General features: G+C 31.9%; 23 protein-coding genes and 2 pseudogenes. 16 read left to right on the forward strand and 9 right to left on the reverse strand.

Going from position 1 to position 22,440, the window contains the following annotated elements; translation table 11 throughout:
- Positions 1 to 8 precede the first annotated feature (8 nt).
- The 4 genes from AN960_RS17550 to AN960_RS17565 all read left to right on the forward strand — a co-directional run bounded on the left by AN960_RS17550 (position 9) and on the right by AN960_RS17565 (position 3,810).
- Positions 9 to 983: an ABC transporter ATP-binding protein gene (locus tag AN960_RS17550; protein ID WP_056474040.1), complete on the forward strand. Its 975-nt coding sequence runs from the start codon at positions 9 to 11 to the stop codon at positions 981 to 983.
- The gene (locus AN960_RS17555) at positions 980 to 1,831 is read left to right on the forward strand and encodes an ABC transporter permease (RefSeq protein ID WP_056474044.1); all 852 of its coding nucleotides are present in this window, start codon (positions 980 to 982) and stop codon (positions 1,829 to 1,831) included. Before AN960_RS17550 ends, AN960_RS17555 begins: the two co-directional genes overlap by 4 nt.
- Entirely contained in the window at positions 1,832 to 2,638 is an 807-nt protein-coding gene (locus AN960_RS17560; protein WP_056474046.1) for an ABC transporter permease, read from the forward strand.
- Positions 2,639 to 2,763: 125 nt separating this feature from the next.
- Positions 2,764 to 3,810, forward strand: coding sequence for a polyamine ABC transporter substrate-binding protein (locus AN960_RS17565; protein WP_056474050.1), 1,047 nt, complete (start codon positions 2,764 to 2,766; stop codon positions 3,808 to 3,810).
- A 41-nt stretch (positions 3,811 to 3,851) separates the two neighbouring features.
- Here the strand turns inward: AN960_RS17565 and AN960_RS17570 are convergent, their stop codons facing one another.
- The gene (locus tag AN960_RS17570) at positions 3,852 to 4,277 is read right to left on the reverse strand and encodes a MarR family winged helix-turn-helix transcriptional regulator (protein ID WP_056474052.1); all 426 of its coding nucleotides are present in this window, start codon (positions 4,275 to 4,277) and stop codon (positions 3,852 to 3,854) included.
- A 202-nt stretch (positions 4,278 to 4,479) separates the two neighbouring features.
- Here AN960_RS17570 and AN960_RS25470 point away from each other — a divergent pair.
- Both AN960_RS25470 and AN960_RS25475 read left to right on the forward strand, forming a co-directional pair.
- Positions 4,480 to 4,678, forward strand: a pseudogene (locus AN960_RS25470) (YodN-related protein); the annotation flags it as partial.
- A 116-nt stretch (positions 4,679 to 4,794) separates the two neighbouring features.
- Positions 4,795 to 4,932 (forward strand): annotated as a pseudogene (locus AN960_RS25475) (YodN-related protein); the annotation flags it as partial.
- 29 nt (positions 4,933 to 4,961) lie between these two features.
- Here AN960_RS25475 and AN960_RS17580 read toward each other — a convergent pair.
- Positions 4,962 to 5,600 (reverse strand): YitT family protein, encoded by a 639-nt coding sequence (locus AN960_RS17580; protein WP_056474059.1) that lies wholly within the window; start codon positions 5,598 to 5,600, stop codon positions 4,962 to 4,964.
- A 605-nt stretch (positions 5,601 to 6,205) separates the two neighbouring features.
- Here AN960_RS17580 and adhE point away from each other — a divergent pair.
- From adhE to AN960_RS17595, 3 genes are all read left to right on the forward strand, one after another.
- Entirely contained in the window at positions 6,206 to 8,809 is a 2,604-nt protein-coding gene (adhE, locus tag AN960_RS17585; protein WP_056474068.1) for a bifunctional acetaldehyde-CoA/alcohol dehydrogenase, read from the forward strand.
- 97 nt (positions 8,810 to 8,906) lie between these two features.
- The gene (locus tag AN960_RS17590) at positions 8,907 to 9,815 is read left to right on the forward strand and encodes an RluA family pseudouridine synthase (protein ID WP_056474071.1); all 909 of its coding nucleotides are present in this window, start codon (positions 8,907 to 8,909) and stop codon (positions 9,813 to 9,815) included.
- Between the two features lie 10 nt (positions 9,816 to 9,825).
- Positions 9,826 to 10,515 carry a copper homeostasis protein CutC gene (locus AN960_RS17595; RefSeq protein ID WP_056474260.1) on the forward strand — a complete coding sequence of 230 codons (690 nt, stop codon included), beginning with the start codon at positions 9,826 to 9,828 and terminating at the stop codon, positions 10,513 to 10,515.
- Positions 10,516 to 10,616: 101 nt separating this feature from the next.
- Here AN960_RS17595 and AN960_RS24125 read toward each other — a convergent pair whose 3' ends face one another.
- Positions 10,617 to 11,450 carry a CAP domain-containing protein gene (locus AN960_RS24125; RefSeq protein WP_082459562.1) on the reverse strand — a complete coding sequence of 278 codons (834 nt, stop codon included), beginning with the start codon at positions 11,448 to 11,450 and terminating at the stop codon, positions 10,617 to 10,619.
- 346 nt (positions 11,451 to 11,796) lie between these two features.
- Here AN960_RS24125 and AN960_RS17605 point away from each other — a divergent pair, with 346 nt between their 5' ends.
- The gene (locus AN960_RS17605) at positions 11,797 to 12,105 is read left to right on the forward strand and encodes a cyclic-phosphate processing receiver domain-containing protein (protein WP_056474074.1); all 309 of its coding nucleotides are present in this window, start codon (positions 11,797 to 11,799) and stop codon (positions 12,103 to 12,105) included.
- A gap of 76 nt (positions 12,106 to 12,181) precedes the next feature.
- On the opposite strand, the gene AN960_RS17610 is transcribed toward AN960_RS17605, so the two are convergent.
- The 6 genes from AN960_RS17610 to phaQ all read right to left on the reverse strand — a co-directional run bounded on the left by AN960_RS17610 (position 12,182) and on the right by phaQ (position 17,145).
- Positions 12,182 to 13,279, reverse strand: a complete 1,098-nt coding sequence (locus AN960_RS17610; protein ID WP_056474077.1) for an SDR family oxidoreductase — start codon at positions 13,277 to 13,279, stop codon at positions 12,182 to 12,184.
- Between the two features lie 553 nt (positions 13,280 to 13,832).
- A complete protein-coding gene (nagE, locus tag AN960_RS17615; protein WP_056474079.1) occupies positions 13,833 to 15,197 on the reverse strand; it encodes an N-acetylglucosamine-specific PTS transporter subunit IIBC in 1,365 nt (454 codons plus the stop codon).
- Positions 15,198 to 15,381: 184 nt separating this feature from the next.
- Complete coding sequence (locus AN960_RS17620) at positions 15,382 to 15,570, reverse strand: alpha/beta-type small acid-soluble spore protein (RefSeq protein WP_056474082.1); 189 nt, start codon at positions 15,568 to 15,570, stop codon at positions 15,382 to 15,384.
- A 90-nt stretch (positions 15,571 to 15,660) separates the two neighbouring features.
- The gene (locus tag AN960_RS17625; RefSeq protein WP_056474085.1) at positions 15,661 to 16,104 is read right to left on the reverse strand and encodes a MaoC family dehydratase; all 444 of its coding nucleotides are present in this window, start codon (positions 16,102 to 16,104) and stop codon (positions 15,661 to 15,663) included.
- A gap of 64 nt (positions 16,105 to 16,168) precedes the next feature.
- Positions 16,169 to 16,678, reverse strand: a complete 510-nt coding sequence (locus AN960_RS17630; RefSeq protein WP_056474090.1) for a hypothetical protein — start codon at positions 16,676 to 16,678, stop codon at positions 16,169 to 16,171.
- Positions 16,679 to 16,725: 47 nt separating this feature from the next.
- The gene (gene phaQ, locus AN960_RS17635) at positions 16,726 to 17,145 is read right to left on the reverse strand and encodes a poly-beta-hydroxybutyrate-responsive repressor (RefSeq protein WP_056474092.1); all 420 of its coding nucleotides are present in this window, start codon (positions 17,143 to 17,145) and stop codon (positions 16,726 to 16,728) included.
- A 208-nt stretch (positions 17,146 to 17,353) separates the two neighbouring features.
- On the opposite strand from phaQ, the gene AN960_RS17640 reads away from it, so the two are divergent.
- From AN960_RS17640 to AN960_RS17665, 6 genes are all read left to right on the forward strand, one after another.
- Positions 17,354 to 17,866 (forward strand): hypothetical protein, encoded by a 513-nt coding sequence (locus AN960_RS17640; RefSeq protein ID WP_056474094.1) that lies wholly within the window; start codon positions 17,354 to 17,356, stop codon positions 17,864 to 17,866.
- Positions 17,867 to 17,887: 21 nt separating this feature from the next.
- Complete coding sequence (locus AN960_RS17645) at positions 17,888 to 18,631, forward strand: 3-oxoacyl-ACP reductase (protein WP_056474263.1); 744 nt, start codon at positions 17,888 to 17,890, stop codon at positions 18,629 to 18,631.
- Positions 18,632 to 18,693: 62 nt separating this feature from the next.
- Positions 18,694 to 19,758, forward strand: a complete 1,065-nt coding sequence (phaC, locus tag AN960_RS17650; protein WP_056474264.1) for a class III poly(R)-hydroxyalkanoic acid synthase subunit PhaC — start codon at positions 18,694 to 18,696, stop codon at positions 19,756 to 19,758.
- 140 nt (positions 19,759 to 19,898) lie between these two features.
- Positions 19,899 to 21,119 carry an NAD(P)/FAD-dependent oxidoreductase gene (locus AN960_RS17655; RefSeq protein ID WP_056474096.1) on the forward strand — a complete coding sequence of 407 codons (1,221 nt, stop codon included), beginning with the start codon at positions 19,899 to 19,901 and terminating at the stop codon, positions 21,117 to 21,119.
- A 99-nt stretch (positions 21,120 to 21,218) separates the two neighbouring features.
- Positions 21,219 to 21,887: a DUF421 domain-containing protein gene (locus AN960_RS17660; RefSeq protein ID WP_056474099.1), complete on the forward strand. Its 669-nt coding sequence runs from the start codon at positions 21,219 to 21,221 to the stop codon at positions 21,885 to 21,887.
- A gap of 23 nt (positions 21,888 to 21,910) precedes the next feature.
- A complete protein-coding gene (locus AN960_RS17665) occupies positions 21,911 to 22,417 on the forward strand; it encodes a DUF3189 family protein (RefSeq protein ID WP_056474102.1) in 507 nt (168 codons plus the stop codon).
- Positions 22,418 to 22,440 lie beyond the last annotated feature (23 nt).

The following is a 22,440-nucleotide window of genomic DNA, read 5'->3' on the forward strand; positions in this document are numbered from 1 at the left end:
ACGGGAAAATGAAAAATATCATTGAAATTGAACAAGTCGAGAAAAAATTTAGTGAAAATAATGTGATTTCTCCACTTTCATTAGAAATTTTTTCTGGAGAATTCTTAACAATTTTAGGACCAAGTGGTTGTGGGAAAACGACACTTTTAAGAATGATTGCTGGTTTTGAAGAACCTTCATCAGGTGTGATTAAACTAAATGGAGAAGCAATTAATAGTTTACCTCCATATAAAAGGGATATGAACTTAGTATTCCAACACTATGCATTGTTTCCTCATATGAATGTTGAAAGAAATATTCAATTTGGATTAAAAATGAAAGGTATTTCATTAGAAGAGCAAAAAGTCCGTGCTAACGAAGCGATGAGATTAACTCAATTAACTGAATTTAGAAATCGTAAACCTAGTCAGTTATCTGGTGGACAACAGCAAAGGGTTGCAATTGCTCGTGCAATAGTGAACAATCCAAAAGTCTTATTATTAGATGAACCATTAGGAGCACTTGATTTTAAGCTTCGTAAAGATTTACAAAGAGAACTAAAAAATCTTCAACGCGAATTAGGTATTACTTTTATCTATGTAACCCATGATCAAGAAGAAGCGATGAGTATGAGTGATCGAATTGTCGTTATGAATAATGGGAAAATCGAACAAATCGGGACACCGAAAGAAATTTATCAAGATCCAGCAAGCAAGTTTGTTGCTACATTTATTGGTGAAAATAATTTCTTTGATAAAGGTGTAAAAGAAATTGCTGTTAGACCAGAAAATATTAAAGTTTCTCATGCTACAAATGAAAAAAATACTTATTCAGGCGTAATAAGAGATGTAGAATTTGTTGGTACTTTAAATAAAATCTTTATTGATTTACATAAACACGAACAAACAATCATTGTCTACCAAATGCCAGACCAAACAAGTTTTAATAGAAATGATAAAGTTGAAATTAGTTGGAAGTCAGAAGATGAGGTGATTATGTATTGAGAAATGAAAAGTACATAATTGCACCTACGATTATCTGGTTATTAGTTTTTTTTCTAGTACCTTTATTATTAATTTTTGGTTTCGCATTTATGAAAAATGGAATGTATGGAGAAATAGAAAAAACATTTACACTAGAAAATATTGTAAAAGTTTTTGACCCACTTTATTTAAAAGTTTTATGGACAACTTTTTGGATTGCTTTAGTAACTACAATAATTACTCTATTGATTGGATATCCTTATGCATATACAGCTACAGTTGTAAATGAAAAATGGCAGAGGATTTTACTATTATTAATCACAATTCCTTTTTGGATAAATTTCTTAGTTAGATCTTATGCTTTAATTGTTATCCTTCGCTCAAAAGGGATTATTAACACATTATTAATCCAACTTGGGATTATAAAAGAACCTTTACAACTGCTTTATAATACGCCATCAGTCATAATGGGAATGGTCTATACATTATTACCATTTATGGTGTTACCGATCTTTGTTGCCATTGAACAATTGGATAACAGAAAATTGGATGCTGCTAACGATTTAGGAGCTACTCCATTTCAAACCTTTCTATATGTAACTCTTCCATTGACGATGAAGGGGATTTTTGCAGGCAGTATTTTAGTTTTTGTTGCTTCATTTGGAATGTTTGTCGTTTCTGATGTAATGGGTGGATCAAAAGTTGCTTTGATCGGAAATGTCATTCAAAATCAATTCTTAGCAGCAAGGAACTGGCCATTTGGTTCTGCACTTTCAATATTCTTAGTCCTTACTTCAATCGGTCTAATAGGACTTTACTATTTAGCAACAAAAAATATTGGTGCTGATAAAAGTAGAGGTGAAAAATAAATGAAAAAACCTATACTTATTGGATTTTCAACAATTATCTTGATTTGCTTATATTTACCAATCTTGATTTTAATCCTATTTTCATTTAATAAATCAAAGATTAATGCACAGTGGTCTGGTTTTACGTTTGACTGGTACATAAATTTATTTCATAACCCGCAAGTCATTGATGCCTTTATGAATAGTCTATTTATTGCAATTGTAACTACAATCCTTTCAACAATTCTTGGTACTATTTGTGCACTAGCCTTACATAAGCATAAATATAAATTTTCAAATTTTATTAGTGGGCTAGTTTACTTACCAATTGTCGTTCCAGATATATTAATGGGACTCTCATTACTAATACTATTTACTAATTTCCATATTGAATTAGGTAGTATCACAATTATTATTGCCCATGTCACTTTTTGTATTTCATATGTAATTATTCTTTTAGCGGCTAGACTGTCAGGAATGTCAACTGATTTAGAAGATGCTGCAAGTGACCTAGGTGCTACACCATGGCAGACATTTAGATTTGTAACTTTACCAGCGCTAATGCCTGGAATTATCGCTTCAGCACTTTTATGTTTTACATTAAGTATTGATGATTTTGTCATAAGCTTTTTTGTTTCAGGACCGAGTTCAACTACATTGCCAATTTATATTTATGGAATGGTTAAAAAAGGTGTAACGCCTGAAATAAATGCAATTTCGACGATTTTAATTGTTACAATTATATTCTTAATGGTAATTTCAGAGGTTTATCGTACAAAAGGTATTAACAATCAAGAAGAATCAGAGAAAAAATCCTATATCGTTTAAAGTATAAGTGTTTCTAGTGACCTTTTTAGGTCTAGTTCCACTAAAAAACGAGGTTTCTGGATTAGAAATCAACCAAGGCATACTGGATTTATGTGCCAAAATTAAGGAGGTAGTCAGTAGGCATTATGAGTATATTTAGAAAAACTGCTGCAATAATGGTTTCTTTAGGCTTAGTAAGTTTACTTTTATCTGCGTGTTCAGTTGGAAAAAAAGAATTAAATATTTATAGCTGGGCAGATAATTTTGACGAGAAAGTTTTAGAATCATTTGAAAAGAAATATGATGTAAAAATTAATTATCAAGTTTTTGCAAGTAATGAAGAGTTGTATGCAAAACTAAAAGCTGGTGGTTCAAATTATGATGTAATCCAGCCTTCAGATTATATGGTTAAACTAATGATTCATCAAAATATGTTGGCTAAATTAGATAAAAGTAAGATGCCAAATTTAAATAATATTTCACCACAATATACAAATCAAGAGTTTGATCCAAAGGGTGATTACTCAGTTGTTTATACTGGAGGATTAACAGGGATTGCCTATAATCCAAAATATGTAAAAGAAAATATAGATAGCTGGGATGATCTATGGAATCCAAAATACAAAGGTCATGTTACTTTACTTGATGATAATAGAGAAGTATTTGGAATGGGATTAATTAAAAATGGCTATTCAAATAGTTCTACAAATGAAGACGAATTGCTAAAAGCTTATAACAATTTAAAAACATTAACACCTAACTTATTAGCATTCGATACAGATACTGTAAAACAAAAGTTTATTACCGAAGATGCTTGGATTGGTCAAGTATGGTCCGGAGATGCTGCTTATATTCAAAAAGAGCTTAAAGATGTTAAATGGGTTGTACCAAAAGAAGGTTCTTCAAGATGGGCAGATACTTTGGCAATACCAAAAGATGCTAAACAAAAAGATCTAGCTGAAAAGTTTATAAACTATATATATGATCCAAAAGTAAGTGCACAAAATTATGAGGCGATTGGTTATGCTGATCCAAATAGTAAATCAGGGCCATATCATTCGGCGGAGTATAAACAAAATCCGTATATTAATGTAACAAAAGAACAAACTGATGCAACCAATTGGATTAAGGACGTTGGGGACCAAACAGAATTATATGATAAGTATTGGACAGAATTAAAAACTGGCAAATAATATTTCAATTTAAAAAGGTTATCTCTTAAGAGATAACCTTTTTAGTTTGAGATTAATTTGTTTAATAAAAATCGAAATTGGTCTCTTTCACTATGTGATAGGTTTTCGAATAAAGTTAGCCACAATTCTTGACGGAAATTGAAGTTTTCTTCAATCAAACGCTTTCCTTCATCTGTTAATTCGAGCCAAGTAACTCTTCGATCCCGGCTATCCCTTTTTCGAGAAATTAAATGATTATTAACCAATTTATTGACAGCGGTTGTAATAGAACCTGAAGATAATCCAATTTGTCTTCCAAGTTCAGAAGCAGTAATTTTTTGATTTTTATATATTAAATATAAGAGCAAATATTTTGGTGGAGTTAAGGAGTTTTTTACTTCTTCATCAGTTTTTTGCCAGTTTTTTCGAACTCGAATCATTAAACTTGTTAAATCATCTAGAAGAAGTTTGTCGTTTTCGGTTAACAAGGCAGAATCCACCTCCTAAATTATGAATTAGTGTTGTAAATAAAGTGGGCATTGTACGTATAGGTTACCAATTATCTAAATCATTTTCAAGAATGAAAGGAATTTAAGCAAGATTTTTAAATTTGTCAAGTTTTGGCTGTATAGTATCTATAGTGTTTTGTAAATAGTATGATAAAAGAGACATTGGTAGGGGTGAAGTTCAATGTTTAAGTATTTTAAGTTTAAAATAAATGATACTGTTCAATTTGTGAAGAACGATGGTCATTTCTATCGAGTGATCGGGTACAGGATCGAAAAAAGTATTTATTTAAATGATGAGTACAATAGCATTATTTACGAACTCTTACGAGAATTTGATGGTCTTCAAGTTGACGCTGAAGAAGAAGAATTAGTAAGCGTATCGAACTTTGATGAATTCTACGGTTCAATGTTTGAAAAACTAGGTACATTTACAATTAAGTTTGCTAAAAAGCAAGAAGAAGTAAAGAAAACAAGCATGGGTGAAGCTTCATCCGTGGACGAGCTATTAGATAAATACAATGATTATCGAAGACTGGCAATACTTTTTAAAGATTGCCTATACGATTTAGCTGCTGAAAATGTTCTAACTGAGCTCACAGATTTTTCTGAATCCAAAAAAGATTACACGCATTAAGTTTTAAACTCAAAAAAAGATTACATGCATTAAGCATGTAATCTTTTTTCATTAGTTTTAATTGTAACAGATTTTTTTTGAAATTTACTTTCATAGACAAATTCAGTTACTTTCGCGCAGATTGCAACTGAAAGAATTGTATATCCTACTTGATTCCATGATAGATAAGTTAGTGAACAAAGAAGAATCACAGCGTCAAAAATAAAGTATACTTTACCGATCGATATTTTAGATTTTTTGCTCATTATAATTGTTATTAAATCATCTCCACCAGTTGCACCGCCACTTCTTAGAATTAAACCTAAACCAAGTCCAGCGAAAATTCCACCTAAAATAGCGGGTATCCAAAGATGATTTCCAAAGTTAAATGTAATATTGGATGTTTTTTCAATTATAGAATAAAAAGCAGAAAATGAGATGGCTCCGATCGTAGTATTGATTAATAACTTTCTACCTAAATACAATCCAGCGATCAGAATAATTGGAATATCGAGTAGCAAAGTTGTAATTGAAGGTGATATATTTAGTGCGTTTTTTACTAATAAAGCAATACCAATAAATCCACCTTCAGCTAAATTATTTTGATAATGAAAATGATAAAGTGTAGTGGCCAAAATAAATGAACCAATTAAAATCATTAAGGTCTCACCCAAACGATTGTTACTCATTGTTATTTCCTCTTTTCGTAGTTAGTAGTTAAAAAGTTCAGCTTTAAACTAACTACGTACATATAGAGCTCGTAGTTAGTTTTTTATCTTTCTAACTACACAGCTATATATCATTGAAGAAATAACATAATCGCCTGTCAACCATAGTTTCGCCTACCTTCAGTTTTATTTTAGAGTTCTTTTGGTTCTCTAAATAAAAACCGCTAAGTGTAGGATAAATCTTTACGTTGCCAAATGCTCCTTCGAGCAATCATGGTTACACGTCCTTTTTTCCAGTTTTGTTAGAAAAATCTAACAGGTGAAAAATAAGTCCTATAAGAACTTATTCTTAATTTTATCATATGCGAAAATATTTGAAAAAAGAAAAGAATTAACAAAAATCTACAAAATGTTTGAAGTTGGGAAGGAATAAGTAGTTTTGAAACATGTTTCGCTATAATAATGTGAAATATTTCACAAATTAGACATAGCATTTTCAATGAAAACGATATATAGTATATTTGTAAACGAAATTGTGAAAAATTTCACAAATATAAATGATAAATGGGACTTAATGAACCTTAAACTAGGATGATTAAAGTCCAATATCAGAGGAGGAGAGCCAAATGGCTGTTCAAGAGAAAACTGTAAATGAAATATCTATCGCTTCTGAAATGGTAAATGAGTTAGTTTTAAAAGGACAAAAAGCATTAAAGGAATTTGAAAGCTTTAATCAAGATCAAATCAATGAAATTGTACATTCGATGGTTCTAGCAGGTTTGGATCAACATATGTCACTTGCAAAAATGGCAGTTGAGGAAACTGGGCGTGGAGTCTATGAAGATAAAATTATTAAAAATATATTTGCTACAGAATATATATGGAATTCAATAAAAGATAATAAAACGGTTGGAATCATAAGTGAAGATCAACAAACAGGAATAACTGAAATAGCTGAACCTGTTGGGGTAATTGCAGGTGTAACGCCAACAACTAATCCGACATCAACGACATTATTCAAAGCAATCATAGCGATAAAAACGAGAAACCCAATTATATTTGCTTTCCACCCTTCGGCACAAAAATGTAGTAGGGAAGCGGCGAGAATCGTTCGTGATGCGGCGGTTAATGCTGGAGCACCTGAAAATTGCGTACAATGGATTGAAGTCCCATCTATTGAAGCAACTAAGTGTTTAATGAATCATGAAGGAGTAGCACTTGTTTTAGCAACAGGTGGTGCTGGAATGGTTAAATCGGCTTATAGTACAGGAAAACCTGCTTTAGGTGTTGGACCTGGTAATGTACCATGCTATATCGAGAAATCTGCTGAAATAAAATGTGCAGTAAATGATCTTATTCTTTCAAAAACATTTGATAATGGAATGATTTGTGCATCTGAACAAGCAGTTATTGTAGATAAAGAAGTTTATGACGATGTGAAATCTGAGTTAATAGCAAATAATTGTTATTTTGCTACAAAAGCAGATAAAAAGAAATTAGAAAAGCTTGTCATAAATGAAGCTACATGTGCTGTAAATGGTGACATTGTTGGTAAATCTGCATATGAAATAGCAACATTAGCTGGCGTAAATGTACCCGTAGATACAAAAATTCTGATCGTTGAATGTGATAGCGTGGGTGCGAATGAACCTTTAACAAGAGAAAAACTAAGTCCGGTTTTAGCTGCAATTAAAGTAAATGGTAAAGAAGAAGGATTTAAACGTTGTGAGGAAATGCTAGAGCTTGGAGGATTAGGACATTCGGCAGTTATTCATAGTAATAATGAAGAAATTCAAAAAGAGTTTGGACTAAGAATGAAAGCGTGTCGTGTAATTGCAAATGCTCCTTCAGCTCATGGTGGAATTGGGGATTTATATAACGCATTTATTCCTTCCTTAACATTAGGCTGTGGATCACACGGTAAAAACTCTGTATCGACTAACGTAACAACTGTTCATTTATTAAATATTAAAAAATTGGGAAGAAGAAATATGAATATGCAATGGGTCAAACTGCCACCAAAAATTTATTTTGAAAAATATTCAACTCAATATTTAGAAAAAATGCCAAAAATTAAAAAAGCATTTATTGTAACAGACGAAGCAATGGTTAAATTAGGTTATGTTGACGTGATTAAATATTATTTAGAAAAAAGACAAGAAAATGTTCAGATTGAAATTTTCTCAGATGTAGAACCAGATCCTTCAGATGTTACTGTTATGAAGGGTGCAGACAGAATGAAATCTTTTGAACCGGATACAATTATTGCTTTCGGTGGTGGATCTGCAATGGATGCAGCCAAGGGTATGTGGATGTTTTATGAATACCCAGAAACTACTCTGGATGGGCCTAAACAAAAATTCTTAGATATTCGAAAAAGAGCATATAAATACCCTAAATTGGGTCGTAAAGCTCAGTTTGTAGCGATTCCAACGACTTCAGGTACTGGTTCAGAGGTCACACCATTTGCTGTAATTACTGATAAAGCTAATAATATTAAATATCCATTAGCTGATTATGAATTAACACCAGATGTTGCAATTATTGACGCTCAATTCGTATCAACTGTTCCTAAAAGCATTACAGCAGATACAGGAATGGATGTATTAACACATGCAATTGAGGCTTATGTAAGTGTATTAGCAAATGATTATACAGATGGATTAGCATTACAAGCTATTAAATTAGTATTTAAATATCTGCCTAAAGCTTATGAAAATGGAAACGATTTTGAAGCACGTGAAAAAATGCATAATGCATCAGCAATCGCAGGTATGGCATTTGCAAATGCATTCTTAGGAATTAACCACAGCTTAGCGCATAAAATTGGAGCGGAATTCCATATCCCTCATGGCAGAGCAAATGCGATTTTAATGCCACATGTAATAAGATATAATGCAAAAAAACCAACTAAATTTACAGCTTTCCCTAAATATAAGCATTTCATTGCAGATGAACGATATGCTGAAATTGCTCGTTTCCTAGGCCTACCAGCCTCAACAACTGAGGAGGGTGTTGAAAGTTTAATCGCAGCAGTTATTAAGTTAGGTAAGGGATTAAATATAAATATGAGTATCGAAGCACAAGGGATTACTGAAAAAGAATTTTTAGAAAAAGTATCCTATTTAGCTGATCGTGCTTTTGAAGATCAATGTACTACTGCTAATCCAAAACTACCTCTAGTAAAAGAATTAGAAGAAGTTTATCTGAATGCATTCAAAGGATGTTAATGAATTAAAATAGATTGAAGAAGGAGCACCTAAACAGGTGCTTCTTTTTTTGCTAATTATTTTGATATAATAGTCATATTGAAAGTGGTGATTAAAAATGGAATTAAAGCAACAAAGTCCATGGTTCAAGGTGAAAATAGGAGATGAACATAAAAATCAAACAGTAGAATCGTATTTAAAAAATGTATGGCAGTTTCCTAAGAAATTGTTACATGAATTAAGGATGGCAAAAGGGTTTAAGATAAACGGAGAAGCTAAACCTTGGAATACGATACTTTTAAGTGGTGATCAAGTTGAAATGCTATTGTTCATAGAGGAAGATTATGGTGTAATTCCACAAGAACAATCGAATGAAATCTGTTACGAAGACGAACATTTATTAATTGCTAATAAACCGTTTGGAGTCGACACACATCCGAATGAAAAAGGACAGTTAAATACATTAGCAAATGGGGTAGCATTTCATTTTCAAAAAAATGGATTAAAAACAAAAGTACGCCATATACATCGCCTCGATAAAGACACTACTGGTGGAGTTGTATTTGCTAAACATGCATTAAGTAGTGCAATTCTAGATTCGATGTTAAATCAACGTAAAATAAAACGTACTTATACAGCTATAGTTGAAGGGAATGTGAAATCACCTAAAGGTACAATAAATGAAGCGATTGGAAGAGATCGACATCATCCTACAAGAAGAAGGGTTTCACCAAAAGGCGATCATGCAATTACGCATTATAAAAAAATAAGATACATATCAAACTTGAATGTAACGATTTTAGAATGTCAGTTAGATACTGGTCGTACGCATCAAATTCGAGTTCATTTAAGTTTTTTAGGTCATCCATTAATTGGAGATCTATTATATGGTGGGAAACAGAAATTATTGAAACGTCAAGGATTACACGCTAGTAATGTACAATTTACGCATCCTTTTACGAAAGAAAATGTTTCGATTCATATCCCATTCCCCTCAGACATAAAACAAATACTTAACGAAAAGTGAGATGAATGAAATGTTATTAGAAGTCATTGCCACAAACGTAAAAGATGCATTAGATGCAGAAAGGTTTGGGGCAAATCGAATCGAATTAGTTACCGGAATAAAAGAGGGTGGTTTGACACCAAGTTACGCGACAATAAAGCATGTTGTTCAAAGTGTTTCAATTCCAGTACATGTAATGATTCGCCCACATAGTCGTTCTTTTTTATATGATCAGTATGACCAAGAAGTAATCTTAAACGATATTGATGTTTGTAATGAGCTCGGAGCAGCTGGTATCGTTTTTGGTGCCTTGACTATGGAGAATACAATTGATGAAGATCTTTTAAAAAAAGTAACAGCTCGAGTAAAAGGTATGAACTTTACGTTTCATAGAGCAATAGATGAATCAAATGATTTGCTAACAGCTATTAATACATTAAAACAATACCCTGAGATTACGCATGTGTTAACATCTGGTGGGGTTGCTAGTGCTATTGATGGAAAAGAAACAATAAAAAATATGATCGAACTTACAAATAAATCCAATATAAAAATTTTAGCTGGAAGCGGATTATCCATAGAAAATGTTTCAGACTTCATTGAATTTACGAATGTAGAAGAAATTCATTTTGGTTCAGGGGTTCGAAAAAATAACTCTGCAATCGAAGAAATTGATTCTTCTTTAATGGAGAGTTTGCGTAGCAGATTAGTAAGAGGATAAATTAATTAATGTATGAATACATCAACATTTTTTTCACATAATAAAAAAGTAGTCCGCAAAAACGGACTACTTATAATACAGCTTTATACAAATTTTATTTATTATTTACCGATAAATTGTTGAGTCCAAGCATTTGATCTTGAGTCATAACCAACACCGATTTGAGTTAAGTTAGGATTTAAGATATTTGCACGGTGACCAGCACTGTTCATCCAAGCAGTAACTACTTCTTCAGGTGTTTTTTGACCTTTAGCAATGTTTTCTGCTGCATAGCTATAAGTGATTCCGAATTGTTTCATCATATCAAATGGTGATCCATAAGTCGGTGAAGTGTGATCAAAGTAATTTTTGTCAGTCATATCTTGTGATTTTAAACGTGCTGTTTTAGATAATGTTGCATTAACAGTAAACGGTTTTAAACCAGCTTTTGTACGTTCAGCATTTGTTAATTCAACTACTTTTGATTCATAAGCTGATAATGATGCTGAATTTGATGTTGTATCTGATGGTGTTGATGGTTTAGATGGTGTTGATGTTGACGGTGTTGTTGGTTTAGATGGTGTAGTTGGTACCGTCGGTTTTGTTGTTGGTGTTGCAGGTTTAGCCGGCGTTGTTGGTGCTGATGGTTGTGTAGTTCCTGAGTTAGCTGGCTTTGATGCTTGTCCTAATTGTTGCTTAATAGCATCTTGAAGTTTATTCATATCCATACCATTGCTATTTAATAATTTACTTAAATCGATTTTAAAAGTACCATTTGAAGTTGTTGAGTTTGGTAGATTAAAATAATTATATAAAGAGTTTAAATTATTTAAGTTGATATGTTGTGTATATGATTTAGTTGTATCCTTAGTAATAGTTGCTGCATTTACGGCACCTACAGGAGCACCTACTAGTAGAGTAGCAGCCACAGTTGATAAAGTAACGATTTTTTTCATGTTCTTTCTCCTCCATTTGGTTGGTTATTGTCTCGCTGTACAAGTAATACTTTAGCATGAAAACGCATGACATAATTATGGGAAATAATGGGGAGCTAAATTTGAGGATTTTTTTGGTAGTACTGTTTTAATACAGAAACAAAAAAAAACGTTGTTACTACAACTATTTTACTAGAATAATATTAAATAAGTATCATATAATTTTGCTTAAAATTTCCATAAAAAAAACTTGAAGTTAAGAAAACGTCATATTTCCACGTTATAATACAGGAAGAAAAATCCAGTTTTGTTGTTATCCAGTTACGATTGTAATCATTCTGTAATGAACGTATTGAGGGTGAATAATTTGAAATTATTTATTGATGATACAAGGCAAGTTCCATACGGATTTATATTGGCTGAATCCGTTGAAGAAGCATTAACACAATGCAAACATCAACAATTCGAGCTAATATCGCTAGATTATAATTTAGGCTTCAGAAAAGAAAATGGATTAGACTTTATTAAGAGGTTTATTAAAGAAGGTCATTATGTACCACACATAAATTTACATAGCGATGACTCATTTGGTGTTTTTAAAATGGAAAATGAAATTAAATCATTAATAATAGAAGAAAAGAAACAAAAGACTAAAATTACAAAGAAGAGTTATTAATGAAAGGACACTAATTATGATAGTGTCCTTTTCAATTTCCCTTCATATATATAGAAACAAAATTACAAAACCAACATTATTTAATTAACACATGCTTTTCTAATACAGTTTTATTCGCTTTATAATAGTTTGTAATAACAGGGAGTACTTCTTTAAAGTCAGGGCATTTAATATTTGTGTTTTGTAAATCGATTAACGTATTAGTACAATCATATTCAGATTTACAATTAAAATAAGATAAAACTTCTTTTTCAACTTTCAGTAATCGTCTAATGAATGGTATCGAAAGGAGGGGGCTAATAAATTTAATTGGAATAATTCCTACTGTAGTTTTGTTTAAATAATAGGAAAGAAAGTCTTTATAAACATCCTGTACAGGGTAAGGATAGGGATCTGTAATTTGATAAGTTTTGTTAACTCCGATTTCTGCATGACTCAAATAGTAAACAGCATTAATTAAGTAATCGATGGGAATGAAATTGCAATAAGCATCGTTTTTACCAATTCGTGGTATAGGTAAATAGCGAAGATTTGTGAAGAAATTTAAAATGAAATATGGTCCATCAAATTTACTTGTCTCACCAGTTTCTGAATGACCAACTACAATTCCAGGTCTTATAATGGTGATTGGCAGTTGGGTTTTTAGTTTCTCAACTTCTATTTCAGCATAATACTTCGTTTCTTCATAAAAGTTTTTAAAAGTTTGTCCCATTTCTAACTCATGTTCATAAATTCTTCCTTCACGAGTTCCCGAGACATAGCTAGTACTAAAATAAGTGTAACGCTTCAAAGATTTCAATTTAAGCGCGACTTCATTTACGTTTATTGTTCCTTTCACATTTACTTCATATGCAATTTTTTTAGGAACAGCAAGGTCGTATATTGCAGCTAAATGAAATAAATCCGTTATATTATTAATAAGTACATTTAAGGTTTTTAAATTGAGTCCAAAATCTTTCTGTGTAATATCTCCACTTAGTAGTTCTAATTTTGAAAGTGTATAATCAGGATACTTTTGATCTAATGTAAGTAAAAATTCGCGGCATTGTTTTTCGGTATTAGGAAGGATGAGTAAATAAATCTTTTGAAAAGACAGTTCATTATCAAGAATTTTGTGAAGTAAATGTTTTGAAATAAATCCGGGAAAACCAGTAATAAAATATGTTCTTTCCATTCTAACCCCCTACTATATGTAGATTGAATCTCTTTGTTTATTTTATTAAAGAAATATTCATTTAATGTAATATTCGATTCAATATAATAAAGGTATTTTGATCGTACTTTTTTCACTACTCATGAACCCTTTATGAGTAAGTAAATTTCGATATTTTGGTTATTTGGTTCCTCATGAAGCCCTTATGAGTAAGTATAATTTATGATTTAGCTAATGTGGTTCCTCATGAAGCCCTTATGAGTAAGTAAAATTCATGATTTGGCTAAAATAGTCCTCATGAAGCCCTTATGAGTAAGTAAAATTCATGATTTAACTAAAATAGTTCCTCATGAAGCCCTTATGAGTAAGTATATTTCATGATTTAGCTAAAATAGTTCCTCATGAAGCCCTTATGAGTAAGTATAATTTATGATTTGGCTAAAATAGTTCCTCATGAAGCCCTTATGAGTAAGTATAATTTATGATTTAGCTAAAATAGTTCCTCATGAAGCCCTCTAATGAGTAAAAATAAACAAAAAAAAGCTTGCCCATAAGGACAAGCTTTTAATTTCAATTATTTAACTTCTTTCTTCAAGTCTTCAGCAACAAACTCTACGTTTGTACCTACAACTACTTGTACGTTTTTATCATCTAATTTAATAACTCCACGAGCACCTGCTTTTTTAAGAAGTGCTTCATTTACTTTAGAAGCATCTTTAACTTGTAAGCGTAAGCGAGTTGTACAGTTATCAATATTTGTTAAGTTTTCTTTTCCACCTAAAGCTTGTAGGTATAATGAATCACCAATTTCAGTTGTTACTTCATCAGTTTCAACTTCGTCGTCTTCACGACCTGGTGTTTTAATGTTAAATTTCTTAATTGCAAAGTAGAACACTACAAAGTAAATTACACCAAAGATTAAACCGATTAGGAGTAACAGAATAGGCTTAGTTGCAATATTGTAGTTCAGAATGTAGTCCATAAAACCAGCTGAGAATGTAAAGCCATCTTTAATTCCTAAAGCATTTACGATACCCATTGATAAACCAGTTAAGATTGCATGGAACGTATAAAGTACTGGAGCAATGAACATGAATGCAAATTCGATTGGTTCAGTAATACCTGTTAAGAAAGATGTTAAAGCAAGACCAATAAACATACCTGCAACAGTTTTACGTTTTTCTGGTTTAGCAGCAGCGATCATTGCGAATGCAGCAGCAGGAAGACCAAACATCATAATTGGGAAGAAACCAGTCATGAATGCACCAGCAGATTTGTCACCAGCGAAGAATCTGTTTAAGTCACCGTGAACTAATTTACCAGCAGCATCAGTAAAGTCACCTAAGTTGAACCAGAAAATTGTATTTAATACGTGATGTAATCCTAATGGGATTAAAATACGGTTTAAGAAACCGAATACTGCAGCTCCGATTGGACCGATATCAATAATCCAGTTACCAACTGAGTTAATTGCATCTTGAATTGTTGGCCATACATAACCAAATATTCCTGCTAATACAAGCATAGTAGCAGACGTTATAATTGGAACGAATCGTCGTCCACTAAAGAAACCTAGCCATTCAGGTAATTTAATACCACTGAATCGGTTGTAAAGAAGACCAGCTACAACCCCTGTAATAATACCACCAAGGGCAGCCATATTAATATCTTTATTTATAGTAGTTGTTCCCGCAGTTAGTACGAAGTAACCGATTGCACCAGCGAGACCAGCGGCTCCATTTCCATCCTTTGAAATACCGATTGCAACACCGATTGCAAAGATTAATGGAAGATTAGAGAAAATTGCATTACCAGCAGCCGCCATAAACGGAATGTCTAGTAGATCAGGTTGTCCAAAGCGCAGTAAAAGTCCTGCAGCTGGAAGGACAGCGATTGGAAGCATTAATGCTTTACCAATACGTTGTAAGAAACTAAGCATATTATTTTCCCTCCGAAAATTATTATAATGATTACGCTTTCAATATTAACTTAAAAAGCACTACTTGTCTATACAACTAGTTAAGATAAAAATTGCTATTTTCTTCCAAAAAATTAAAAATAAAAAGGGAAGAATTAATTCTTCCCCTATATTAAGCCATTTTATATAGTTTGTTGTTCTTTAATCATTGACCCTTTAAATGACTTTGCGCTTGAGCAATTAAACGTTTAGTGATTTCGCCACCAACTGATCCGTTTGAACGTGCAGTTGTATCTGATCCTAAAGTTACACCAAATTCGTTAGCGATTTCATATTTAAATTGATCTAGTGCTTGTTCTACACCTGGAACTAATAATTTATTTGTTCTTGTCATGCTGATCTCCCTTTCTGTAAGTAATAGCTTACAATTCTATTTTTTACATTTAGGGTTTTCTCATGCTTGGTAAATACAGTCATATTAGGGTTATGTTAACTTTTTAACCAATGCTGATCCTTCAACGACAAGTACATCTTCTTGATTATATACATTCGTTTGAAGCGTTAATAATTTTTTATCATCTCTTTTACGCACAACACTGACAATCACTTTAATTGTGTCATTTATTTTTACAGGTGCTTTGAAAAATACTTCTTGAGATAAGTAGATGGTGTTTTTGCCGGGTAGTTTTGTACCTAGTACTGAGGAAATAAAGCTGCAAATCAACATGCCATGTGCAATTCTTTCTTTAAAGATGCTTTCTTTTGCAAAATCATCTAATAAGTGAATTGGATTTACATCTGTTGAAATTGCAGCAAATTGTTCAATTAACTCTGCAGTAATTTTAACTTCAAGAGTAGCTTCGTCACCAACTGAAATGGAGTCAAAATGAACTTCCTGTACATTTCTTGCACTTTCGAAAACATTCATTTTGTTTCATCCTCTCCTTGATGAAATGTCTAGCTAATCAAGAAAATTGTTTAATAAATATCGATTATAGTTTTGTGAATGAGAATTCTTGTAAGTTTTTAAACCAATCTTCTTGAGTTTTTTGGAACTGTTGATACATGTTCGTCCAAGCAGTGTAAGGTGTGTTATTTAATGGTTGTTTAAAAAATTGTTGGAAAAATTGTTGTTGTTGATTTGAAAATGTACTCATAGCTTGAAAAAACGATTGGTATGGGTTTTGATTCATATTTGTCCATAAAGATTGAAATGGAGCAAACTGATCAAATAATTTTTTCCAAGTTTTTTCATAAGTCTCTTGATTAATTGTAGGCTTAATTTCATTTAATAACTTAATCATTTCCTGAAACTGCTCGTAAGACTCTTGTTGTTGAACTTGCACTTGCTCGTTTAAAGTTTTCCATTGTTTTGCTTGTTCTTGAAATAAAGACTCTGTCCATTGTTGAATTTGTAATTGATTGTCTAATAAATATTGAAGCATTTTTTGAAAATTCTCAGCTGCAAGTTCAGTTTGTAATTCGATTGTTTTTTCAGTCATTAGTGTTTCCTCCAAAAAAATTTATTATTGAATGCATTGCTGCAATTTCAATCGTCTTTAAAACTTTGATCAGAGTTGCTAAATGGAAAGAATGAATTTGTGTAAATCGAAAAAAATGTTTGGAGCATCTGATTATATTGAGTAAATGAATTATGACAAGTTTTTAGATATTCCTCACCGGCATCTGTAATGGAGTAAATTCGCTTTGCCGGACCTTCAATTCCATATTCCCAACTAGATTTAATATAACTTTCTTTTTCAAGTTGTCTTAAAATCCGATAAACATTACTTGAATCAAGCGTAGTAAAACCTAAATCAAATAATACTTGCATTAATTTATAGCCATGCATATTCCATTGCTTAAGGCTAAGAAGTAGAAAGGGAACCAAGAAGTTTTTAGGCAATGTAATCGATTCAGAGGTTTCGGGTTTATTTTTTTTACTTGTTTCCTTTTCATTTGTTGTCATAAAGTTATGTTCCCCCCTATATCGTAGTAATGGAATCATCATCCCTTAGGTGTAATTTACACTTAGTTAAATTTATTGTCAATGTATTTTAAATATAATGAATATTAAAAAACAAATTTCGACAACAGATGTAGAAATATCACGAAAACATTGGATTGTTTTGTCGTTAGCTTGTTTTCTATACTTAAAAGTAGTGAGGGGGATTAACATGTCAGAGCAAAATTATTCAGATCCATTGAAAATGTGGAAGCAAATGTATGATGTAAATGAAAAATACTTTGGAAAAATGATGAACGAATATGTTCAGAAAGAAGAATTTTCCGAGTGGATGGGTTCTGTAATAGATTTTAATCTATTCTGTAAAAAGATGTTGAATGATCAATCCAAAACATTCTTAGAGGCTTCAAATATTGCTTCTAAAGAAGATATTGCAAATGTAGCTAGCTTAGTGATCAATTTAGAATCGAAAGTAGATACATTAGAAGATCAATTATATTTAGATTCCCAACCTGAGTTAGATGTAGCAGCATTGAAAAAAGAGTTAGACATTGTGACAGTTAAACGAGATCTTACAAAATTGAAAGCTGAAACCAAATCAATTCATCAACAAGTTAGTGAATTAAAGTCGTCAATGGAAAACATTGAGCAATTAAAGTCTTCAATGGCTAACATTGAACAACTTTTACAACAATTAACGACTAAACAACCAACAAAACAATAATTAGTTAAAAAAGGAGAAATGATAATGGATTTAGTAAATCGTGTAGCGATCGTAACAGGTGGAGCAAAAGGGATAGGAAAAGGGATAGCATTTGCTTTAGCAGAAAAAGGCGCAAAAGTTGTAATCAATTATAATAATAGTGAAGCACACTCAAAAGCAGTGGTAGATGAACTTTTTGAAAATGGTTATGAAGCGTTAGCAGTGCAAGCTAATGTTGCTGAATTAGATCAAGCGAAAGCATTAATTGATCGCACGGTTGAGCATTTTGGCCGATTAGACATTATTGTAAATAATGCTGGTATTACTAGAGACCGTAGTTTCAAAAAACTAAGTGCAGAAGATTGGCATGAGGTTATTGATGTAAATTTAAGCAGTGTTTATAACACATGTAATTCTGCTTTACCATACTTACTTGAATCTGATAACGCTCGTATCGTTAATATTTCATCAGTTATTGGTCAGGCAGGCGGATTCGGCCAAACAAACTATTCTGCTGCAAAAGCTGGAATGATCGGATTTACTAAATCTTTAGCTCTTGAATTAGCAAAAACAAACGTTACAGTAAATTCTGTATGTCCTGGATTTATTGAAACTGACATGGTAAACGAAATTCCTGAAAATGTAAAAGAGCAAATTAAATCAAGAATACCAAAAAGAAGATTTGGTACTGTAGAAGAGATTGCTAAAGCTGTAATTTACTTATGTGAAGGTGGAGAGTACATTACTGGCCAACAGATTAATGTAAATGGCGGACTTTACGTTTAAGTCTTACTTATAGATGACCTTTTTTCAGATCAAAAGGGGGGAAAAGTGTGTTTAATTCACAAATGTTAGAAGAAGCTACGGAATCGCTTCCGAGCGGATTAAAAGAATCATACAAAAGATTGAAGAAAACCGCAGATATTCTTATAAAAGAGGGAGAACCTTTAGTAGGTCAATCTCCTAAAGAAGTGATTTGGACTAAAAATAAAAGTAAACTATATCATTATATTCCAACAACTAAAAAGGTAAAAAAGACTCCAATCCTTCTTGTTTATGCTCTAATTAATAAACCTTATATTCTTGATCTAACAAAGGGGAACTCTTTTGTTGAGTATCTTGTTAATGAAGGGTTTGATGTTTATTTATTAGATTGGGGAACTTTTGGTCATGAAGATCGTCATTTGAAATTTGACGATATTATTCACGACTATATTGCAAAAGCAGTAAATAAGGTTCTTCGTTTCTCAGGTGCAAAAGAATTATCAATATTAGGCTATTGTATGGGTGGTACTTTAACTAGTATTTACGCATCACTTTATGAAAATGCACCAATTAAAAACTTAATTTTTGTAACTAGTCCATTCGATTTTTCAGATACAGGATTATATGGTGCATTTTTAAATGAAAAATACTTTGCACTTGATAAAGCTGTTGATACATTAGGGAATATTCCTCCTGAAATGATCGATTTTGGTAACAAAATGTTAAAACCAGTTACTAATTTTGTTGGACCTTATGTAACATTACTGGATCGCTCTGATAATACAAAATTTATTAAATCGTGGCAGTTAATGCAAAAATGGGTAACAGATGGTATTCCATTCCCAGGTGAAGCATATCGCCAATGGATTAGAGAATTTTACCAACAAAATAAATTATTAAGCGGTGACTTAGAAATTAGAGGTAGAAAAGTAGATGTTTCTAACATTAAAGCTAATGTTTTAAATATTTCTGCTACGAAAGACCATATTGCGATGCCTTGCCAAGTTGAAGCATTAAATGAGCATATTTCAAGTGTAGATAAGCAGTATGTTTCGATTCCATCGGGCCATGTATCAATCATGTTTGGACCAGTTTCATTAAAAACAACATATCCGACAATTGGTAAATGGTTAGCTGAAAGATCATAATTTCAGTAAATTTCTAGAAAACCTTTAAATAAATATCATTATATTTTACTTAAAAAATCTCACTTTTAAAAAAGTGGGATTTTTTTTATTTAACTGACAAAAACTACCTTAAATATGATCTGTTGAAAGGAGTTTAGAAAGTGAAAAGTATTAGCGGAGTTTTGTATTGGCCAACGACTTACACTAATTCGCAACCCGAACTGGAAAATATAACGCCATTAGACGAAGATCTAGATTGTGATTTTGTCATCATTGGGGGTGGTGAATCAGGAAGTTTATGTGCATATTTCTTAAGTCAAACGGGTGCCAAGGTCGTTTTACTAGATAAACGAAAACAAGTTGTACAAGGTAGTACTAGTGCAAATACGGGACTTTTGCAGTATTCAAATGACAAAACTTTAAATTCATTTATAAATTCATATGGAAAAGAAAAAGCTGTCCGTCATTATCAATTATGTGTAGAGGCAATTAAAGGTCTTGAAGAAATGTCAAAAACAATCGATATTAATCCTGATTTTATAAAAAGAAAAAGTTTATATTATGCTAGTGATTTAGATGGAAAAGAAATGATTGATTTGGAATATAAAGTTTTAAAAGAAAATGGTTTTAATGTTGAACGATTTACAGAATCGCAAATTAAAGAAAAGTTTAATTTTACGAAAGAAGCTGCACTTTACACAGGTGATGACGCCGAAGTAAATCCATATAAATGCGCTCACGGCTTGCTTTTATATGCTCTGAAACGAGGTTTGAAGGTATATTCAGATACAGAAGTAACTCGGATGATCGGTACAGAGCAAGGGGTACAATTATTTACTAAAAATAAACATACCATTCGTGCCAAAAAAGTTATTTTTGCTGGGGGCTATGAATCCCAAGAAGTAAAAAGTGAGAAAAATGCTATTTTAACATCAACATTTGCGATTGCAACTCAGCCTTTAATTGAGAAAAACAATGCATGGTATGAGAATTGCTTAATTTGGGAGACAGCTAGGCCATATTTATATCTTCGGACAACGGTTGATGGGAGAATAATTGTCGGTGGACTTGACGAACATACAATCATACCAGAAAAACGTGAATCCATGTTATTTCATAAAAAAGAACAGCTTATAAAAAATTTAATAGAGTTATTTCCTAATTATAAAGATGCTTATGCAGAATATTATTGGACCGGCACATTTGGCGGAACACATAATGGCTTACCGATGATTAGGCAATATAATGAATATCCAAATTGCCTTTTTTTAATGGCCTATGGTGGCAATGGAACGGTTTATAGTTATATTTTAGCTAAAATATTAAAAGATCTAGTTACGATCGGGTCTCATCCAGATGCATATCTTTATATGGAAAATTAAAAATTAATTAGAGCAAAGATTAATTGCCGGTTTTATGAATAAAAAGAGTAAAATAGTAAGAAAATTTTAATAGGTAATAAAATTTTAGGAGTGTATCACATGAATTATCTTGAAATGTTTAGTGAGTTGTTTTTCGGATATATAGCTCTTTTTATTGTCGTTAAAATTAATGGAAAAACACAAATCACGCAAATAACGCCATTTGATTTGATTTCATCTCTTGTGCTAGGAAATATACTAGGAGATGGAATATATGATAAAGAAGCGAATCTACCAAAAATTCTTTTTAGTATTTTTGTTTGGGGTGCATTAATATTTTTTACTGAGGTCTGGACACAAAAGTCAATGTGGGCAAGGAAGTTCTTAGAAGGTGATGCTTCGGTCGTTATTAAGCATGGGGCAATCCAGTGGAAAGAATTGAAAAGAAACCGTTTGGATACTGATCAATTGATGCAATTACTAAGAGCTAAGGATACTTTTGCAGTCAGTGAAGTAGCGTATGCTATTTTAGAAAATGACGGTACAATTAGTGTCTTGAAGAAATCAAATTTCGATACGCCTACGAAACAGGATTTAAAAATTCAAATGGAAAAAGAATTTTTACCAGTCGTAGTAATTAGTGATGGAAAAATAATTGAAAGAGCACTTAACTCGCTTAAAAAAGATGAAAAGTGGGTACATAAAAAACTTTCTGAGTCAAATTTATCACTTAAACAAGTATGCTTTGCAGAATGGGATTCGAAGCAATTACATTTACATACGTATTAATTAAAAATTTGAGGATGAGATAAATGAAATATTATATTTATTACTGTTTTGGAGGTACACATTCTTCACCCTTAGCAGCAGCATATCATTTAAAACAATTACCACTTGATCGCCAGCCGACAACTGAAGAAGTAAAAAATACCTACTTATTTAATAAACTAAAACCAAAAGATGGTGGAAAACTATTTTTTCACGGTGAAGATGAAAATGGAGACCAAGTATATACAGTAGCAAAAAGATATACAAAAAATGTGCCTACTGCCATAGAAGGTTTAGGAAAGGTTTTATTAAATGAAGATGATAAAATCATCTTATCAAGTACATCGCCAACTGTACCAATAGCTATGACTTTAGGTGGATTTACATCAAGATTTCTACATATCGATTTTATTGGCGTTCCGTTACTTGTATTAGGTGCAAAGCAAACATATCTGAATTTGATAAAATTAGTTGAAAATACTCAAAGATATCATCACATAGCTGCTGAGAAAGTCACAGACTTATCTAATAAAAACTTCAATAAAGATTAAAAAATGGACGTTATAGAACGTCC

It is taken from the genome of Bacillus sp. FJAT-25509, assembly GCF_001420605.1.
Lineage (GTDB): Bacteria > Bacillota > Bacilli > Bacillales > Bacillaceae_G > Gottfriedia.